Raw genomic sequence first — 14,674 nt, 5'->3', positions numbered from 1 at the left:
AACACCAACAGTATTTAAAAAAACACCAGCGCAACATAACGTCGGGCATTTTAATGAGCTGCGTCTTAACGCTTCCTGCGATAGCGCGCGCAGCCGACTCGCAGATCGCCGCGGATAATACTCCCCGTACGGAGGCCACAACCGCCGCCCCCGTCCAACTAAAACGTGTGAAAGTGAACGCCCAGCGTACGCCCGTTCAGCCGCCGACGACGCTGGCATCGGTGATCGATGGCAAAACGCTTGAAGAAGAACGGGTGTATCGTTTTGAAGAACTGTCGCAGTTGGTGACAGGGCTGGATGTCGATACCGTCGATGTGATGGACACCACGGTGACCATTCGTGGAATCGGCGACGGGGGTGAGAGCGGCACCAATATCGGTATGCCGGGCAGCGTCGGGCTGTTTGTCGATGGCGTTTACTTATCCCGCCCCGGCGTCATCTCTAACGATTTACTGGATATCGACAGTACCCGCGTGCTGAAAGGGGCGCAGGGGGCAGCCTACGGCTTTAATACCACTGGCGGCGCGATTGATATTCGCACCCGCAAGCCGACCTTCACGCCTGAATATTCCCTGGAGCAATCCTTCGGGCAACGCGGCTATCTGCAATCCAAACTGATGGCGTCCGGACCGCTCAGCGACCACTGGGCAGGACGCATCAATCTGTCGCGCACCGAACGGGGCGGCAACGTCACCAATATCGAAAACGGCCATAAACTGGGGGGCAGCACCAATAACGGCGTGCGCGGCCAGCTACTTTATCAGCCTAATGACAGCTTTAGCCTTCGTATCACCGGCGATTACAGTGATTCTACGCAGCGTCCGGTTTCGGTGCTGGTGAGCGCAACCGATGCGTTTCGTACCCGGGCGGAACAGACTGGCCTCAAGGTTGTCGGTGGCCGTCAGGTCGCGATGGATGACGAGAATATTATTCGTGTAGCTCAAGGCGGTGGTTCGGTAGAGGCCAACTGGAAGCTGAAAAACGGCTATAGCGTTAATTCTCTGTCGTCACTGCGCTATTTCCGCGTACTGCCCAGCACGGCGGATAACTGGAACATTCCGCTCTATCACGACAGCGGCGCTGACGTGCGCGATCGCGTCTGGTCACAGAGTTTTTGGCTGGATTCCCCCAAAGGCAATACGTTCGATTATTCGCTGGGCGTCGATTACTGGGGAGAGAACCTCGATACCGAAGCAAACAGCCGCTACTACAACGACAACCGCGTGCGGACGTGGGTAGGAAATGGCTATCAGGGGATTAACGTTCAGCGCTTTGGCACGCTGGATGACACCGTTTATTCCGTCTATGGTCGTGGAACCTGGCATGCCGCCGAGAAACTGGATGTGATTGTCGGCCTGCGCCAGACCTATGAGAAAAAAGAGGGGACGTTTGTTCGCAAAAACCGCGCAACCTTTGACTCTGGCCCGCTCTCGCAAACCAATCGCCTGCCTTCGGGCTCTATCAGCCTGAACTGGTTCGCAGCACCGAACGTCACCCCTTACGTCACACTGGGCTACGGGGAAAAATCCGGTGGTCTGAACGTTTCATCCGGGGCAGCAAGGCAGCTCGGAATCGATTCGCTGTACGTCGATCCAGAAAAAACCCGTTCGGCGGAGTTGGGGGTCAAAACCCACTGGTTACAGCGCAAAGTGGAATGGAATACCGCACTGTTCTGGAGCGTTGTCGAAGATTTCCAGAACAACGCCTATGACGAGGAAACGGATACCAGCTACCTGATTAACGCCGGGAAATTCCGCTCACGCGGCGGCGAAACCCAGCTGACGCTGCGCCCCATTGACGGGTTGAGTATCAGTCTGGCCGGTACGGTTCTGGATGCCCGCTACCTGAACTTCCCTAACGCCCGCTGCCCGGCAGAAATCTCCGCTGTCTCGTGCGATATGTCAGGAAAGCGCGTCTTTAAGTCCCCGACGCTGAGCTACAACACACGCGTGCGTTATCAATGGGATACACCAAACAATCTGCAAGCCTCGGTTTCCGGTCAATGGTCATGGCGGAGCTGGGCCTACGGCACGCTCGACGATTCCGAATACAACCGCATTCCAGCGTATGGCGTTCTGAACCTGTCTAGCGGACTGAGCGGCAAGCAAGGCGACAACCGCTGGAACGTCTCGCTGTGGGTGAAAAATGCGCTGGATAAAGACTACTACCGCTCCGTCAGAGGCTCCAGCGCCACAACGGGCGTGATTGGCGAACCGCGCATGGTCGGGATCTCGGTCGGCTACGACTTCAAGGGCTAACGTCATGGACAAGATGGCTTACTCACGCCGACGCTTCCTGCGCGACAGCACGCTGCTGGCGCTATCGGCACCGTTCTGGACATCGGCGCACGCCAACGCGCCTCAAGCCTCTACCTACGCAGGCGAATCTGCACCACAGGTCAGCCTGCGCTGGCTTGACGGACAACAGCCCCGCGCGTTCACTGGCGTGACCTGGGGGGCTGCCTGGCCGCAGGGCGCGGTGCGTAACGACAGCGGCTTCCAACTGCACGATGCGCAACAGCGTGCTTACGACCTGCAAAGCTGGCCGCTGGCTCACTGGCCGGACGGTTCGATTAAATGGTCGGCACACGCGCTGGGCGGCACCACGCCGCCCGAAGATAAACTTACGCTGAAACCGACAGCCAAAGCGGAAGAGCCAACGAAGACTGGCATGGTCAGCGAGCATGAGCACGGCTGGATGGTGGAGACGGGCCGCATTCGCTATGTGATTCCACGCTCTGGCTCGCAGTTGATCGAAGAAATCTGGCGGGATAATCGGCTGGCGTTAACCAACGGCAGGCTGGTGTTGCGCATGCAGAGAGGGGCGGAGACGGATAGCGCACTGACGCAGGACGCGTATCAGGGCGTGATTGATACGGTAACGGTGGAGCAAACCGGGCCACAGCGGACAGTAATTGCACTACGCGGTACACATCACGCCCAGCAGCAGGAGCGGACGGCTATCCCCTTTATTATCCGGTTTTATAGCTATGCGAACACCGATTCACTGCGTGTCATACATACCCTGATTTATGACAACGACGACGACCTCGTTAGCCTGAAAGGACTTGGGCTGGCGTTCGATGTTCCGCTTCAGGGAGAACTGCACGATCGTCACGTCCGTTTCGTTTCCGATCAAGGTGGACTCTTTCGTGAGGCGGTACGCGGCCTGAGCGGGCTACGCCGCGATCCTGGCGCGGCCGTTATCGCGGCACAGCTGGCCGGGCAAGCCACGCCGCCAATCGCGGACTTTTCACCGGAGGTCGGCAAACGGCTGGATTATATTCCCGCGTTTGGCAGCTACCGCCTGACCCAACACCATCCCGACGGCTTCCAGATACATAAACGCACCGCGGCCGGACAGGGCTGGCTGCTTTCCGCCACCGGAGAACGAGCGGCGGGCGTTGGCTATCTGGGCACGCCAACCGGCGGCGTGGCGTTCGGAATTCGCCATTTCTGGCAGAGCTACCCGGCCTGTCTGGAAATCGAGAATGCCCATACCGACACGGCGACCGTCACGCTCTGGCTGTGGTCACCGTGGGCGGAACCGATGGATATGCGCTTTTATCATGACGGGTTGGGTCAGGATACCCATGACAAACAGCGCGAAGGGCTGGCGATCACCTATGAAGATTACGAACCGGGCTTCGGTTCGGCAGTTGGCGTGGCTCGCACCAGCGAACTGTTTATTGATGTGCTGCCCGCGACGCCCGATGCGGACGATCTGGTGAATCGGGCACAGCGCATGCAACAACCACCGCTGCTGGTGGCGGACGCTCAGGACTTGCGCCGCGCGCAGGCGTTTGGCCCACTGTGGGCACCCGCCTCTTCTTCCTCTGCCACTACGCCAGCCCGCGTCCGGCTGGAGAAACAGCTGGAGGCATATTTCAATGCCTATCAGCAGGAGGTCGAACAGCGGAAATGGTACGGCTTCTGGGATTTCGGCGATGTCATGCACACGTATGACAGCGACCGTCACGTCTGGCGCTACGATGTAGGTGGCTACGCGTGGGATAACTCGGAGCTCAGCACCGATCTGTGGCTCTGGTATTACTTTCTGCACAGCGGGCGCGCCGAGGTATTTCGCATGGCGGAAGCCATGACGCGCCACACGGGCGAAGTGGACGTACACCATCTGGGACGCTTCAGTCCACTAGGGTCACGGCACAATGTTCGCCACTGGGGCGACAGCGCCAAACAGTTGCGTATTTCTACCGTCGCCAACCGTCGTTTTCTGTACTACCTCACCGCCGATGAGCGCATCGGTGAACTGATGGACGAACAGGTCGAGGCGCTACGTACGCTCGGCACCGTCCTGCCCGGCCGCAAGATCGGACAAACATCGCCCGCCGATCCGCATCACGTCAGCCTGAGCTTCGGGACGGACTGGGGCGCGGTAGCCGCTGCCTGGCTGACCGCCTGGGAACGGCACGGCGATCCAGCGATACGCGCGCGCCTGCTCACCAGTATGCAGACCATCGCGGCGCAGCCACACGGCTTTTTCACTGGCGGGTCAGCTATCGATCCCGATACCGGGCGCATCGTGCTGGCACCGCCGGATCAAGTGGAGATTTCACATCTGAGCGCGGTTTTTGGTCTAACAGAAATCTGTAGTGAGCTGGTCGAAGCGCTGCCCGACCCCGCGTTTACCCGTGCGTGGCTCGACTACTGCCGACTGTATAACGACCCCGTCGCGCTAAGCGCAGCCGTGGGTAAAACGGTGAAAAAGCTCAATCTGGCTCAAGGGCATGCCCGGCTGACTGCCTTTGCCGCACGACGGTTGAACGATCGTGCGCTGGCACAACGCGCCTGGACAGAGTTCACCACTGGCAGCGGCGGCATCGCTCATCCAACTCTCGAACAGCGGCGCTTAACACCTCCGACCGTGCTCTATGCGATCAATGAACCCGTGATCGATTCCACCATTGATAAACATTCCGGCAGCACCGCGGCCACCAATCTGGCGACCAATGCCGTCGCGCAGTGGGGATTAACGGCCATCGCCCTGCTGGCCTTGCTGGATGACATTCCCTCTTCTTAATGCCGCCACCCGGCGGCACGCTACAGGACATCACCATGACTGACCCAGGCTGTACTGAAAACACGCACCTCCTGTCGCCACAGGCAGGCGGCACACATGACATTATCGATTCGCCACACCGTTCAACGTTTATCTGGTCCACGGATTCAACCGGTCAGCCGCTACGCTGGCAGGTGGAGCAGGAAGACCCTGACCGCACGGCGATCCAGACCACGCCGGAACATCTGAGGCTGGAAAGCGCCGCCGGGCTGACGATCTGGCTAGACGCCCCACTCTCGGGCACCTACCGTATCGCCTTCACGCGCGAGGTTTTAGTCGCGGATCGCCCTTACGACCGCGTGTCCGACGTGAACCAGTTCTGGGCCGCGCGCGACCTGCATCACCCGAACCTGTTTACCCGGTACGGCAAGCTCAACGAATATGACAGCCTGAATTTGTACTATGTCGGCATGGGCGGTAACTGGAACAGCACCACGCGTTTTCGGTATTACGATGGTCACGGCGAGCGCCTGCTGCTTGGCGAATATACCGATGCTGCGCATCTGCTGCGCTCTCATCATCGCTATCGCATCGTGATTGAAGTGGATCGGCGGGAAACGCGTTTTTGGGTCGATAATGTGCTTTATTTCCACGCCAGCTATCCAAATACGCCAGCCTCAGGCTATTTCGGCTTTCGGACCGTTTTTTCACGTCAGGAAATCAGTGATTTCAGCATCACTCCGCTGTAAGCGCCGCAGGCGTACCGTGCAGGTCGCCATCGACCTGCACGAAGGTTTCAATCAACTTGCGTGCCAGCAGGGACAGACGGGCGTCCGCCAGATAAATAATGCCGTAGTGGGTATAAAATTCGTCGGTGTTGTCGTCTAGCCCCGCAATCTTCAACATATGAATCCCGTGCCGATCGGGCTCGTTGAAATGGTTGGTCGTCCCAATAGCATCCGAATGGCGCACCACGTCTAGCAGACTGTAGCCATTCTCACACTCAATGCTGGTACGAATATCCAGTTTACCGCTCAGTTGCACCAGCGCACGGTGCAGGTTGGGTGGGCGGATCGTTGCCGCCAGCGGATAGGAAAAGAACTGCTCAACGGTAATTTCTTCCTGTACCGCCAATGGGTGCCCGCTACGGCAGCAGAAGCCCCAACGGTGCTGGCTCAGCGGCTGAACACGATAGCGGGTATCAAATTCAAAATTGCGCATATCCGCCACGATAAAATCCAGCTCTTCGGCCATCAGCCGATGGCCCAGTGCCTGCCAGTTATCGACACGAAAAACCATCCGCACCTTCGGGTAATGTCGGGAGAACGCCCCGATCACCTGCGGCATCAGCCAGGCGGCGGGGGCTGGTCCGCAGCCAAAATTCACTTCACCCGCCTCTTTCTCATTGAACTGCTGGATATCGTTAAACAAATCGTGCGTCTGATTAATCAGGCGGCGCGCGTGTTCCAGCACCACCAGCCCTTTCGGCGTCGGCTCCAGTTGGTTCATTCGATCAATCAGGCGAGTGCCAATGGTCTGCTCCAGCGACTGGATGCTACGGCTGAAAGCGGATTGAGAAAGCTTCATCGCCTGTGCTGCCGACGTAAAATTTCGATGTTCAATCAGAGCAATAAAGTGCCGCAGTTGGCGAAGATCGATGTTCATAGCAGCAATCAGCGTGTCATCAGGACGGAAGTAACGGGCAGGCTAGCAGGTCTGAACGTGCAGAAAAAATAATAAAACCGATTTTTATATGCTCGTCGGTTATATGCGTAGCAGCTGGCGTGATGAGGGGAATAACGGAGAGAGCATTTCCACTTAATGCCGTCTTCTAGATTTTATATAATCCAGGAGATAGTTTCGTGCGCGATAATGACGTTATTTTCATGCTACCTCGTAGCACGCGCCCGACACGGGACGGCTCAAACGCCGCTCGCCCCGTGACCCCAGGCTTTCGGCGGAAATTATGCCGCTGACGCGGTGCCTTCGTCGATATCCAGCTTAACGGACCGCTTGCGACACGCTCCATGCGTGGCGCAAGCTTTCGCCGCGTCCCTGCGGCTCATCCTAAGCCTGCTATCTCCTCAGCATAATTTTTTACGCCGGATAACAGCAAAACCTGCAAGATTGGTGTCGCCGTCACTTAGCGAGCGCATCAATTCGTGGATCAGAACAGTTTTTTCGCTGTATCCAGCCAGTCGCCTTTGAAAGGACGTTTCATGTTCTCAATGGCGTCGATGATGTCGTGGTGCACCATTTTTTCATTCTGGATACCGACACAGCGGCCGCCGTAGCCCTGCTGCAACAGTTCGATAGAATAAGCGCCCATACGCGAAGCCAGAATACGGTCATACGCCACCGGTGAACCACCGCGCTGAATGTGGCCGAGCACGGTCGCACGGGTTTCGCGCCCCGTTTCTTTTTCAATATATTTCGCCAGTTCGTCGACGTCGCACACCAGTTCAGTGATCGCCACAATCGCGTGTTTTTTGCCTTTCTCAATACCTGCTTTGATTTCGCAGACCAGATCTTCCGGGCTGAACGGCACTTCCGGCAGAACGATGAATTCACAACCACCGGCAATCGCCGCCGCCAGCGTCAGGTCACCACAGTGGCGCCCCATCACTTCCACAATAGAAATACGCTGGTGGGAAGAGGAGGTGTCGCGCAGGCGGTCAATCGCTTCCAGCACGGTTTCCAGCGCGGTAAAGTAGCCGATAGTGTAGTCCGTACCCGCCACGTCGTTATCGATCGTGCCCGGTAAGCCGATACAAGGGAAACCCATTTCGGTCAGACGTTTCGCACCCATATAGGAACCGTCACCGCCGATAACCACCAGCGCATCCAGACCGCGTCTTTTCATATTTTCTACGCAAACCTGACGCACCGCTTCATCACGGAACTGCGGGAAACGAGCGGATCCCAGAAACGTACCGCCACGGTTAATCACATCCGATACGCTGTAGCGATCCAACTGCTCCATGCGATCTTCATACAAGCCCTGATAACCATCATAAATGCCGTAAACTTCCAGCCCTTCCGTTAGCGCAGCGCGAACCACACCACGAATTGCGGCATTCATACCTGGTGCATCGCCACCGCTCGTCAACACTCCGATTCTTCTAATCATGACAACCTCTGGACTTGTAGATGTAATTTTGCAGGATTCTTCTATCGTAAATTCACCGCCGCCGTGAAACAGGCAGCAACGCCTTATTCTTTTATTAGCATATTATAACAAACACCCGAAGCTGAATTGATTCAGGTCAGGCTAAATTGTGCATAAATTTTCATGGCGTATCACGTTTTTAACATAAAATGCGAAACATGGCCGACTATACCGCCAGCCTGCCACGCTGATTTTCCGGCACGACGGAAATCGGATCCTGATGGATAATAATATCGGCACCCGGAAACTGTTTAAGTAATGCCTGCTCCAGTTCATCTGCAATTTGATGAGCCTGAACCAGCGGCAGGGCATCATCCATTTCCAGATGCAGCTGAATAAAGCGCGTTGGACCGGAACGTCGGGTACGCAACGCATGGGCGCCGCGAATCCCCGGCCAGTTTACGATAACCTCAGCAATGGCGCGATGCTCGTCCTCCGGCAGCGCCCGATCCAGCAGCGACTGCACGGCGTCATACCCCATGCGCAACGCGCTGTATAAAATATAGACACCGATACCCAATGCAAACAGCGAGTCGGCGCGCGTAACACCTTTCCAACTGAGTGCCAACGCCACCAGAATCGCGCCGTTCATCAACAGATCGGACTGATAATGCAGCATATCCGCCCGTACCGCCTGACTGTGCGTACGCTTCACGACCCAACGCTGGAACGATACCAGCAGCAGCGTGGCCACGAGCGCAATGAGCGTCACCCACACGCCCACTTCCGGCGCGTGCAGCGTCTGCGGTTCCAGCGAGTGTTGCAACCCCGTCAGAATCAGGAACAGTGCCGAACCGGAGATAAACATGCTCTGCGCCAGCGCCGCCAGCGATTCCGCCTTACCGTGGCCAAACGCATGTTCGGTATCCGCCGGCTGCAACGAATAGCGCACCACCAGCAGGTTCACCAGCGACGCGGCGATGTCCACCAGCGAATCAACCAGCGATGCCAGCAGGCTCACCGAACCGGTGTGCCACCAGGCAAACACTTTCATTATGAACAGCACCAGCGCCACAGCCGTCGCGCTCACAGCGGCTAGCGTCACCAGACGTGCATAGTGTGGATTCATCATGCCCTCACGTAATGGCAAAAGCCGCTACTGGTCACTTAAGCCCGTTATTAGGGGAAACACAGGGGGAGGTTCCCGCAGGAGGCCTCACCCCTGTGGTCGCCCCGTGTATCTCAATGCTTCAACGATTGGCATTAGCCTGATAATGCCCTGCATTCAGCTCGTTAATGGCGTTTTTAACACACGGGAATAGCGAACAAACGTAAAAATACAGCATGCCGTCGCCAACATCGCCATCGCCGCACCGATGAAACCGATGTCAGGCAGGCCCAAATGGATAATAACCTGATTGCCCAGCAGCGCACCGCCGCCGATCCCAATGTTATAAATCCCCGAATAGAGCGCCATTGCCACGTCGGTCGCATCCGATGCCAGCGTTAGCACCTTAACCTGCATCCCCAGACTCAGCGCCATAATGGCGATGCCCCAGACGATACACAACGTCGACAGACTCCAGCCGCTGAATGACAACGGCAGCAGTAACAGCAAACACACCGCCAAAAACGCGAAGGAAACAATCAGGAATCCCGCTGGGTATTTGCTGCTGTAGCGGCTAAACAACATACTGCCAATGATGCCGGCACCGCCAAAAATCAACAGCAAGATAGTAGTGAAATTCTCACTCAGCAACGCCACTTTCTGGATAAACGGCTCAATATAACTGTAGGCGGTAAAGTGCGCCGTTACGATCATCACCGTCAGGCCGTACACGCACAGCAAGGCCGGACGCTTAAGCAGGAGAGGCAAACTCTTCAACGAACCGGAATTGCTGCTCGGCAACACGGGCAACAGTTTCATCAGACCCAGCATAATCGCTGCGGCGATCAAGCCAATAAGGACAAACGTTACACGCCAGCCCAAATACTGCCCGACCACACGTCCCAGCGGTAACCCTAGCACCAGCGCCAGCGCCGTGCCGGTCGCCAGCAAACTTAATGCCTGCGCCTTTTTGTCCGCAGGCGCCAACCGTACCACCAGCGATGCCGTAATTGACCAGAACACCGCGTGAGCCAGCGCCACACCGATACGGGCAATGACCAGCACCCAATAATTCCAGGCCAGACCAGACAGCACATTGCTGACGACAAACAGGATAAAGATTTTGATCAGCAGGCTGCGTCGTTCCATATCACTGGACAGTAGCATGCAGGGCAACGACATCAGCCCGACCACCCAGGCGTAAATCGTGATGATCAGCCCAACCTGCGCGGCGCTCATGGAAAAGCTGGCGGCAATGTCTGACAGTAACGCAACAGGGGCAAATTCCGCGGTGTTAAAAATGAATGCCGCCAGAGAAAGGCTGACGACGCGTAACCAGGCGGTCGAACGGGAAGAACGGGTCATGGTATTGATATCAAAAGTTAACATAAAAGAATGCGCCCCCCTGTCGTGGCAGAGGCTAACGCGATGGAGCAATGGTACAGGGAAAGTATGACATCGCCGTGTAATCGGCGAGCGGCCAAGGGTGTTTCAGCGTGCTTTTATGAGGATGTCAGCCAAAAGCCTGAAAACAGGTAAGGGAACATTCATGAGCATCATTTTTGGTGCTCATATTCTACGCGTTACCACTTCCTTATGCTGTCTTTTTTCGTGCCTTTCTAGCACTGCTTTGTATCCGGTTTCTATCGGTAAAGCGTAGCGGCACCAAGAGATGTTGCGGTGTAATACGCGTTTGCACTGTTGTTTTTATGCAATAAAACCGCCAAAGCGGCAGCCAGTTATACCTGTTTCATATGTTCGTTAAGTGTTTCGACAATAAACGCATTCACTGAAATTTGGCGCTCAGCTGCCGCAATGGTCAGCCGTTCCCCGAATGATTCAGGATAACGAAGAGTGAACGTTTTCACTTTCTCTTCACGCTCGTAAGGTTCAATGCCGTTTTCCTGACAATCTTCCAGATATTCACGTAGCGAAATTTCACCCTCACTCCTCAAGCCATTAATACTGTCGGCGACAAAATCACAGTAGCCAGATAAGCCAATAAACTTGCCGCGAAACATACCGATTTCCGGTACGTAACTGATAATGGCCGGCTGGCCGGAAACCACCATCGTATTTGGTGTGTTAAGTGCTTTAGTCATGGTTTTACTCCTATACTTTCCAGCCATTCGCGCAGGCTAACCAGTGCGCCTTTATCGGTATCTGGTGACGGGTGAGGACGATGGAATCGGGCAATACTCCCATTCAATAAAAATCGCACCCGTGACCCGCTACCTTCCTTAATTTCACCACCTAACGCAGTGATGAGTGACTCAACATTTGACCATTTAACACCTGAAAGCACGGGTGTTTTGAAAATTTGGCTCAGCGTTTCTCGCTGCTTTTTTCGTAGACTGGCTAGTTTTCCCTGCATTGCCGATTCCATGATGTCATTTTTTGAAGTCATTATAGAACCCATTCATTTGAAGTCAAATAGTGAAGTCAAAATATGTTGCCGCTTTTAAAAAAGCAAAAAAAAACCCTCCATCATGGAGGGCAAAAAGACAGGGATGGTGTCTATGGCAAGGAAAAACAGGGTGTGTACCTACTACACATTACTACTCGGACTGCACTACGTTTACTGCTTACTACACTAGCGCTACTACTCGGGACTATCTGTCTCAACATCGTTTGTCGTGCCTGGTGATGGCGCGGACATCTGGTTAAACATGGATACCTGCTGCTGCATCTCTTTCATGCGTTGCTTATGCTTCAGCTCTAATATTTCTTTCTGCGCTGGCGTCAGCAGGTTGTACATTTGGTTGCGTACTCGGGTCATCTTAATCTGACGCTCAATCTGCACAGTCATCATTCGGGTTATCTGCGCTCGCACCGCTGCTTCATCAAACGTTTCCGCCGTCACCAGCTTGTGCATGGCTTTAACATCTTCAGTGTTAAACGCCGGTTTGTCTTGACGGCTCTGGTGCATCAAATCACGCATTTGCTGGCGCTGTTGCTCAGTCAACCTCACGCCATCGAACATACCTTGCTGACCGGATACGCCTTTTATGGCGGAATCATCGATGTGCCAGCCGCTCGCCGAGGCGTCTCCACTTTCTGCTGCAACGGCGGTAAAAGTGCCTAGCATAAGCAGTGAAGCAAGAGATAAGGTTGCGAACTGTTGCATCGATAACTCTCCAGAGCGGTACGTCATTTTGTGAATCAATGAGCAGGAGTCTACGCATCTTGCTGCAAACATGCGTCAGAGGATGTAAAACTACGTAAAGTCATGGAATAGCGCTAATCTATGTCGTATTTTGCCCTTGGAGGTAGAGAAAACATGAATAAAATTCTGCTGGTTGATGACGATAGAGAGCTAACGGCTTTATTGAAAGAGTTGCTCGAAATGGAAGGTTTTAACGTCGTTGTCGCCTACGACGGCGAGCAGGCGTTACAGGTATTAGATAGCACGATTGACCTGTTATTACTGGACGTAATGATGCCGAAGAAAAACGGTATCGATACATTAAAAGAACTACGACAGCAGCATCAAACACCAGTCATTATGCTGACCGCTCGCGGCAGCGAATTAGACCGCGTTCTGGGTCTGGAACTGGGTGCCGATGATTACCTGCCGAAGCCGTTTAACGACCGGGAACTGGTGGCGCGAATTCGCGCGATTCTCCGCCGTTCGAACTGGACCGATCAACAGCAGGCGGGCGATAACAGCGCACCGACGCTGGAAGTCGACGGCCTGCGTCTGAATCCCGGACGGCAGGAAGCCAGCTTTGACGATGTTGTGCTGGATCTGACAGGCACCGAATTTACGCTGCTCTATCTGTTAGCCCAGCGGCTGGGACAGGTGGTTTCCCGCGAGCATTTAAGCCAGGAAGTGCTGGGGAAACGCCTGACGCCATTTGACCGCGCGATCGATATGCATATCTCGAACCTGCGCCGTAAATTGCCAGAACGCAAGGACGGTTTGCCCTGGTTTAAAACGCTGCGTGGACGAGGCTATCTGATGGTATCCGCTGCATGATCAATAGTTTGACCGCCCGTATTTTTGCCATTTTTTGGTTAACGCTGGCGCTAGTACTCATGTTGGTTCTGATGGTGCCCAAGCTGGACTCGCGCCAGCTTACCGCCTTGCTGGAAAACGAGCAGCGACAGGGCATCATGCTGGAACAGCACATTGAAGCAGACCTTGCCAACACGCCCGCCAACGATCTGCGCTGGTGGCTACGGCTGTTCTGGGTGTTGGAGAAGTGGGCTCCGCCGGGACAGCGCCTTTTTCTGGTCACCAGTGAAGGCCGGATCTTTGGCGTAGAAAAACATGAAACCCCGATTGTGCGTAATTTTATCGGGCTATCGGATAACGCCGACCACCCGCAAAAGAAAAATTACGGCCGCATTGAGCTGCTCGGTCCTTTTGCGATCCGCGATGGTGATGACAACTACCAACTCTACCTGATTCGCCCTGCCAGCAGTCCGCAGTCGGATTTCATCAGCCTGCTGTTTGACCGACCTTTACTGCTGCTGATCTTCACCATGTTGATCAGTTCACCGCTGCTGCTCTGGCTTGCCTGGAGTCTGGCAAAACCCGCGCGTAAACTCAAACATGCTGCCGATGAAGTCGCCAAAGGCAACTTACGCCAGCATCCTGAGCTGGAATCCGGCCCGCAGGAGTTTCAGGCGACGGGCGTCAGCTTTAACCAGATGGTCAGCGCGCTGGAACGGATGGTTACCGCGCAGCAACGTCTGCTGTCGGATATCTCTCATGAGCTGCGCACGCCGCTGACGCGCTTGCAGTTGGCAACGGCGCTACTGCGTCGACGTCAGGGGGAAGGCAATGAGCTGAACCGCATCGAGACGGAAACGCAGCGGCTCGACAGCATGATTAACGATCTGCTGGTGCTCTCACGCAATCAGCACAAGAACGAGCTGACCCGTGAATTCCTACGCGCCGATGAGCTGTGGGGCAATGTGCTGGACGATGCCGCCTTTGAAGCCGAGCAGATGGGGAAAACGCTGGAAGTACCTTATCCACCGGGGCCGTGGACGCTCTTTGGCAACCCTGCCTCGCTCGACAGTGCGCTGGAAAATATCGTGCGCAACGCGCTGCGCTATTCTCACAACCACATCGAAGTGGCCTTTTCAGTGGATAATCAGGGCATCACCATCAAAGTGGATGATGACGGCCCCGGAGTGAGCCCGGAAGATCGCGAACAGATTTTCCGCCCCTTCTACCGCACGGATGAAGCGCGTGACCGTGAATCCGGCGGCAGCGGTTTGGGGCTTGCCATCGTGGAAACCGCCATTACGCAGCATAAAGGCTGGGTAAAAGCGGAAGACAGCACGCTGGGTGGATTGCGCTTAATCATCTGGCTGCCGTTGCATCAACGGTAAATCGGACAGCTTCTTCCTCGCCGCCGACGTTTTCACATTCAGGTGCCCGATAGGGCACCTGTCATGTTCTGTTTACCTTCTCAAAGTTACAC

Annotated in this window: 12 protein-coding genes; 5 read left to right on the top strand and 7 right to left on the bottom strand. The window is 55.3% G+C overall.

Translation table 11 applies throughout. From position 1 onward, the window contains the following. Window positions 1-53: 53 nt before the first annotated feature. Genes LCF41_RS00705 through LCF41_RS00695 form a run of 3 tightly spaced genes read left to right on the top strand, consistent with a single transcriptional unit; the run spans window position 54 to window position 5,768 of the window. Window positions 54-2,258 (top strand): TonB-dependent receptor, encoded by a 2,205-nt coding sequence (locus LCF41_RS00705; protein ID WP_225086481.1) that lies wholly within the window; start codon window positions 54-56, stop codon window positions 2,256-2,258. A gap of 4 nt (window positions 2,259-2,262) precedes the next feature. Beyond that, window positions 2,263-5,040 carry an exo-rhamnogalacturonan lyase family protein gene (locus LCF41_RS00700; RefSeq protein WP_225086480.1) on the top strand — a complete coding sequence of 926 codons (2,778 nt, stop codon included), beginning with the start codon at window positions 2,263-2,265 and terminating at the stop codon, window positions 5,038-5,040. Next, window positions 5,040-5,768, top strand: a complete 729-nt coding sequence (locus tag LCF41_RS00695; RefSeq protein WP_225086479.1) for a DUF6250 domain-containing protein — start codon at window positions 5,040-5,042, stop codon at window positions 5,766-5,768. Before LCF41_RS00700 ends, LCF41_RS00695 begins: the two co-directional genes overlap by 1 nt. Here the strand turns inward: LCF41_RS00695 and LCF41_RS00690 are convergent. From LCF41_RS00690 to cpxP, 7 genes are all read right to left on the bottom strand, one after another. Continuing rightward, a complete protein-coding gene (locus tag LCF41_RS00690) occupies window positions 5,755-6,684 on the bottom strand; it encodes a LysR family transcriptional regulator (protein WP_225086478.1) in 930 nt (309 codons plus the stop codon). The two genes, LCF41_RS00695 and LCF41_RS00690, sit on opposite strands and share 14 nt — an antisense overlap. A 502-nt stretch (window positions 6,685-7,186) precedes the next feature. Beyond that, the gene (pfkA, locus tag LCF41_RS00685) at window positions 7,187-8,149 is read right to left on the bottom strand and encodes a 6-phosphofructokinase (RefSeq protein WP_225086477.1); all 963 of its coding nucleotides are present in this window, start codon (window positions 8,147-8,149) and stop codon (window positions 7,187-7,189) included. A gap of 205 nt (window positions 8,150-8,354) precedes the next feature. Continuing rightward, entirely contained in the window at window positions 8,355-9,257 is a 903-nt protein-coding gene (gene fieF, locus LCF41_RS00680) for a CDF family cation-efflux transporter FieF (protein WP_225088253.1), read from the bottom strand. A gap of 156 nt (window positions 9,258-9,413) precedes the next feature. Beyond that, window positions 9,414-10,601, bottom strand: coding sequence for a sugar transporter (locus LCF41_RS00675; RefSeq protein ID WP_225088252.1), 1,188 nt, complete (start codon window positions 10,599-10,601; stop codon window positions 9,414-9,416). Between the two features lie 374 nt (window positions 10,602-10,975). Next, the gene (locus LCF41_RS00670) at window positions 10,976-11,338 is read right to left on the bottom strand and encodes a type II toxin-antitoxin system HicB family antitoxin (RefSeq protein ID WP_180743071.1); all 363 of its coding nucleotides are present in this window, start codon (window positions 11,336-11,338) and stop codon (window positions 10,976-10,978) included. Further along, window positions 11,335-11,610: a type II toxin-antitoxin system HicA family toxin gene (locus tag LCF41_RS00665; protein ID WP_225088251.1), complete on the bottom strand. Its 276-nt coding sequence runs from the start codon at window positions 11,608-11,610 to the stop codon at window positions 11,335-11,337. Before LCF41_RS00665 ends, LCF41_RS00670 begins: the two co-directional genes overlap by 4 nt. Before the next feature lie 228 nt (window positions 11,611-11,838). After that, the gene (gene cpxP / locus LCF41_RS00660; RefSeq protein ID WP_225086476.1) at window positions 11,839-12,363 is read right to left on the bottom strand and encodes a cell-envelope stress modulator CpxP; all 525 of its coding nucleotides are present in this window, start codon (window positions 12,361-12,363) and stop codon (window positions 11,839-11,841) included. Between the two features lie 153 nt (window positions 12,364-12,516). Between cpxP and cpxR the strand changes: the two genes are divergently transcribed. Together cpxR and cpxA are read left to right on the top strand one after the other, a co-directional pair. Next, complete coding sequence (cpxR, locus tag LCF41_RS00655; protein ID WP_225086475.1) at window positions 12,517-13,215, top strand: envelope stress response regulator transcription factor CpxR; 699 nt, start codon at window positions 12,517-12,519, stop codon at window positions 13,213-13,215. Next, window positions 13,212-14,582, top strand: a complete 1,371-nt coding sequence (cpxA, locus tag LCF41_RS00650; RefSeq protein WP_225086474.1) for an envelope stress sensor histidine kinase CpxA — start codon at window positions 13,212-13,214, stop codon at window positions 14,580-14,582. Before cpxR ends, cpxA begins: the two co-directional genes overlap by 4 nt. Window positions 14,583-14,674 lie beyond the last annotated feature (92 nt).

Origin of the sequence: Pectobacterium colocasium, from assembly GCF_020181655.1 — a bacterium.
Taxonomy (GTDB): domain Bacteria; phylum Pseudomonadota; class Gammaproteobacteria; order Enterobacterales; family Enterobacteriaceae; genus Pectobacterium; species Pectobacterium colocasium.
This window is presented reverse-complemented; position numbering and strand designations above follow the sequence as displayed.

Excerpts from the sequence above, each read along its gene's own strand:
- LCF41_RS00705 (WP_225086481.1), top strand. The coding sequence starts at position 54 with ATGAGCTGCGTCTTAACGCTTCCTGCGATAGCGCGCGCAGCCGACTCG.
- LCF41_RS00700 (WP_225086480.1), top strand. The coding sequence starts at position 2,263 with ATGGACAAGATGGCTTACTCACGCCGACGCTTCCTGCGCGACAGCACG.
- LCF41_RS00695 (WP_225086479.1), top strand. The coding sequence starts at position 5,040 with ATGCCGCCACCCGGCGGCACGCTACAGGACATCACCATGACTGACCCA.
- LCF41_RS00690 (WP_225086478.1), bottom strand. The coding sequence starts at position 6,684 with ATGAACATCGATCTTCGCCAACTGCGGCACTTTATTGCTCTGATTGAA.
- pfkA (WP_225086477.1), bottom strand. The coding sequence starts at position 8,149 with ATGATTAGAAGAATCGGAGTGTTGACGAGCGGTGGCGATGCACCAGGT.
- fieF (WP_225088253.1), bottom strand. The coding sequence starts at position 9,257 with ATGAATCCACACTATGCACGTCTGGTGACGCTAGCCGCTGTGAGCGCG.
- LCF41_RS00675 (WP_225088252.1), bottom strand. The coding sequence starts at position 10,601 with ATGACCCGTTCTTCCCGTTCGACCGCCTGGTTACGCGTCGTCAGCCTT.
- LCF41_RS00670 (WP_180743071.1), bottom strand. The coding sequence starts at position 11,338 with ATGACTAAAGCACTTAACACACCAAATACGATGGTGGTTTCCGGCCAG.
- LCF41_RS00665 (WP_225088251.1), bottom strand. The coding sequence starts at position 11,610 with ATGCAGGGAAAACTAGCCAGTCTACGAAAAAAGCAGCGAGAAACGCTG.
- cpxP (WP_225086476.1), bottom strand. The coding sequence starts at position 12,363 with ATGCAACAGTTCGCAACCTTATCTCTTGCTTCACTGCTTATGCTAGGC.
- cpxR (WP_225086475.1), top strand. The coding sequence starts at position 12,517 with ATGAATAAAATTCTGCTGGTTGATGACGATAGAGAGCTAACGGCTTTA.
- cpxA (WP_225086474.1), top strand. The coding sequence starts at position 13,212 with ATGATCAATAGTTTGACCGCCCGTATTTTTGCCATTTTTTGGTTAACG.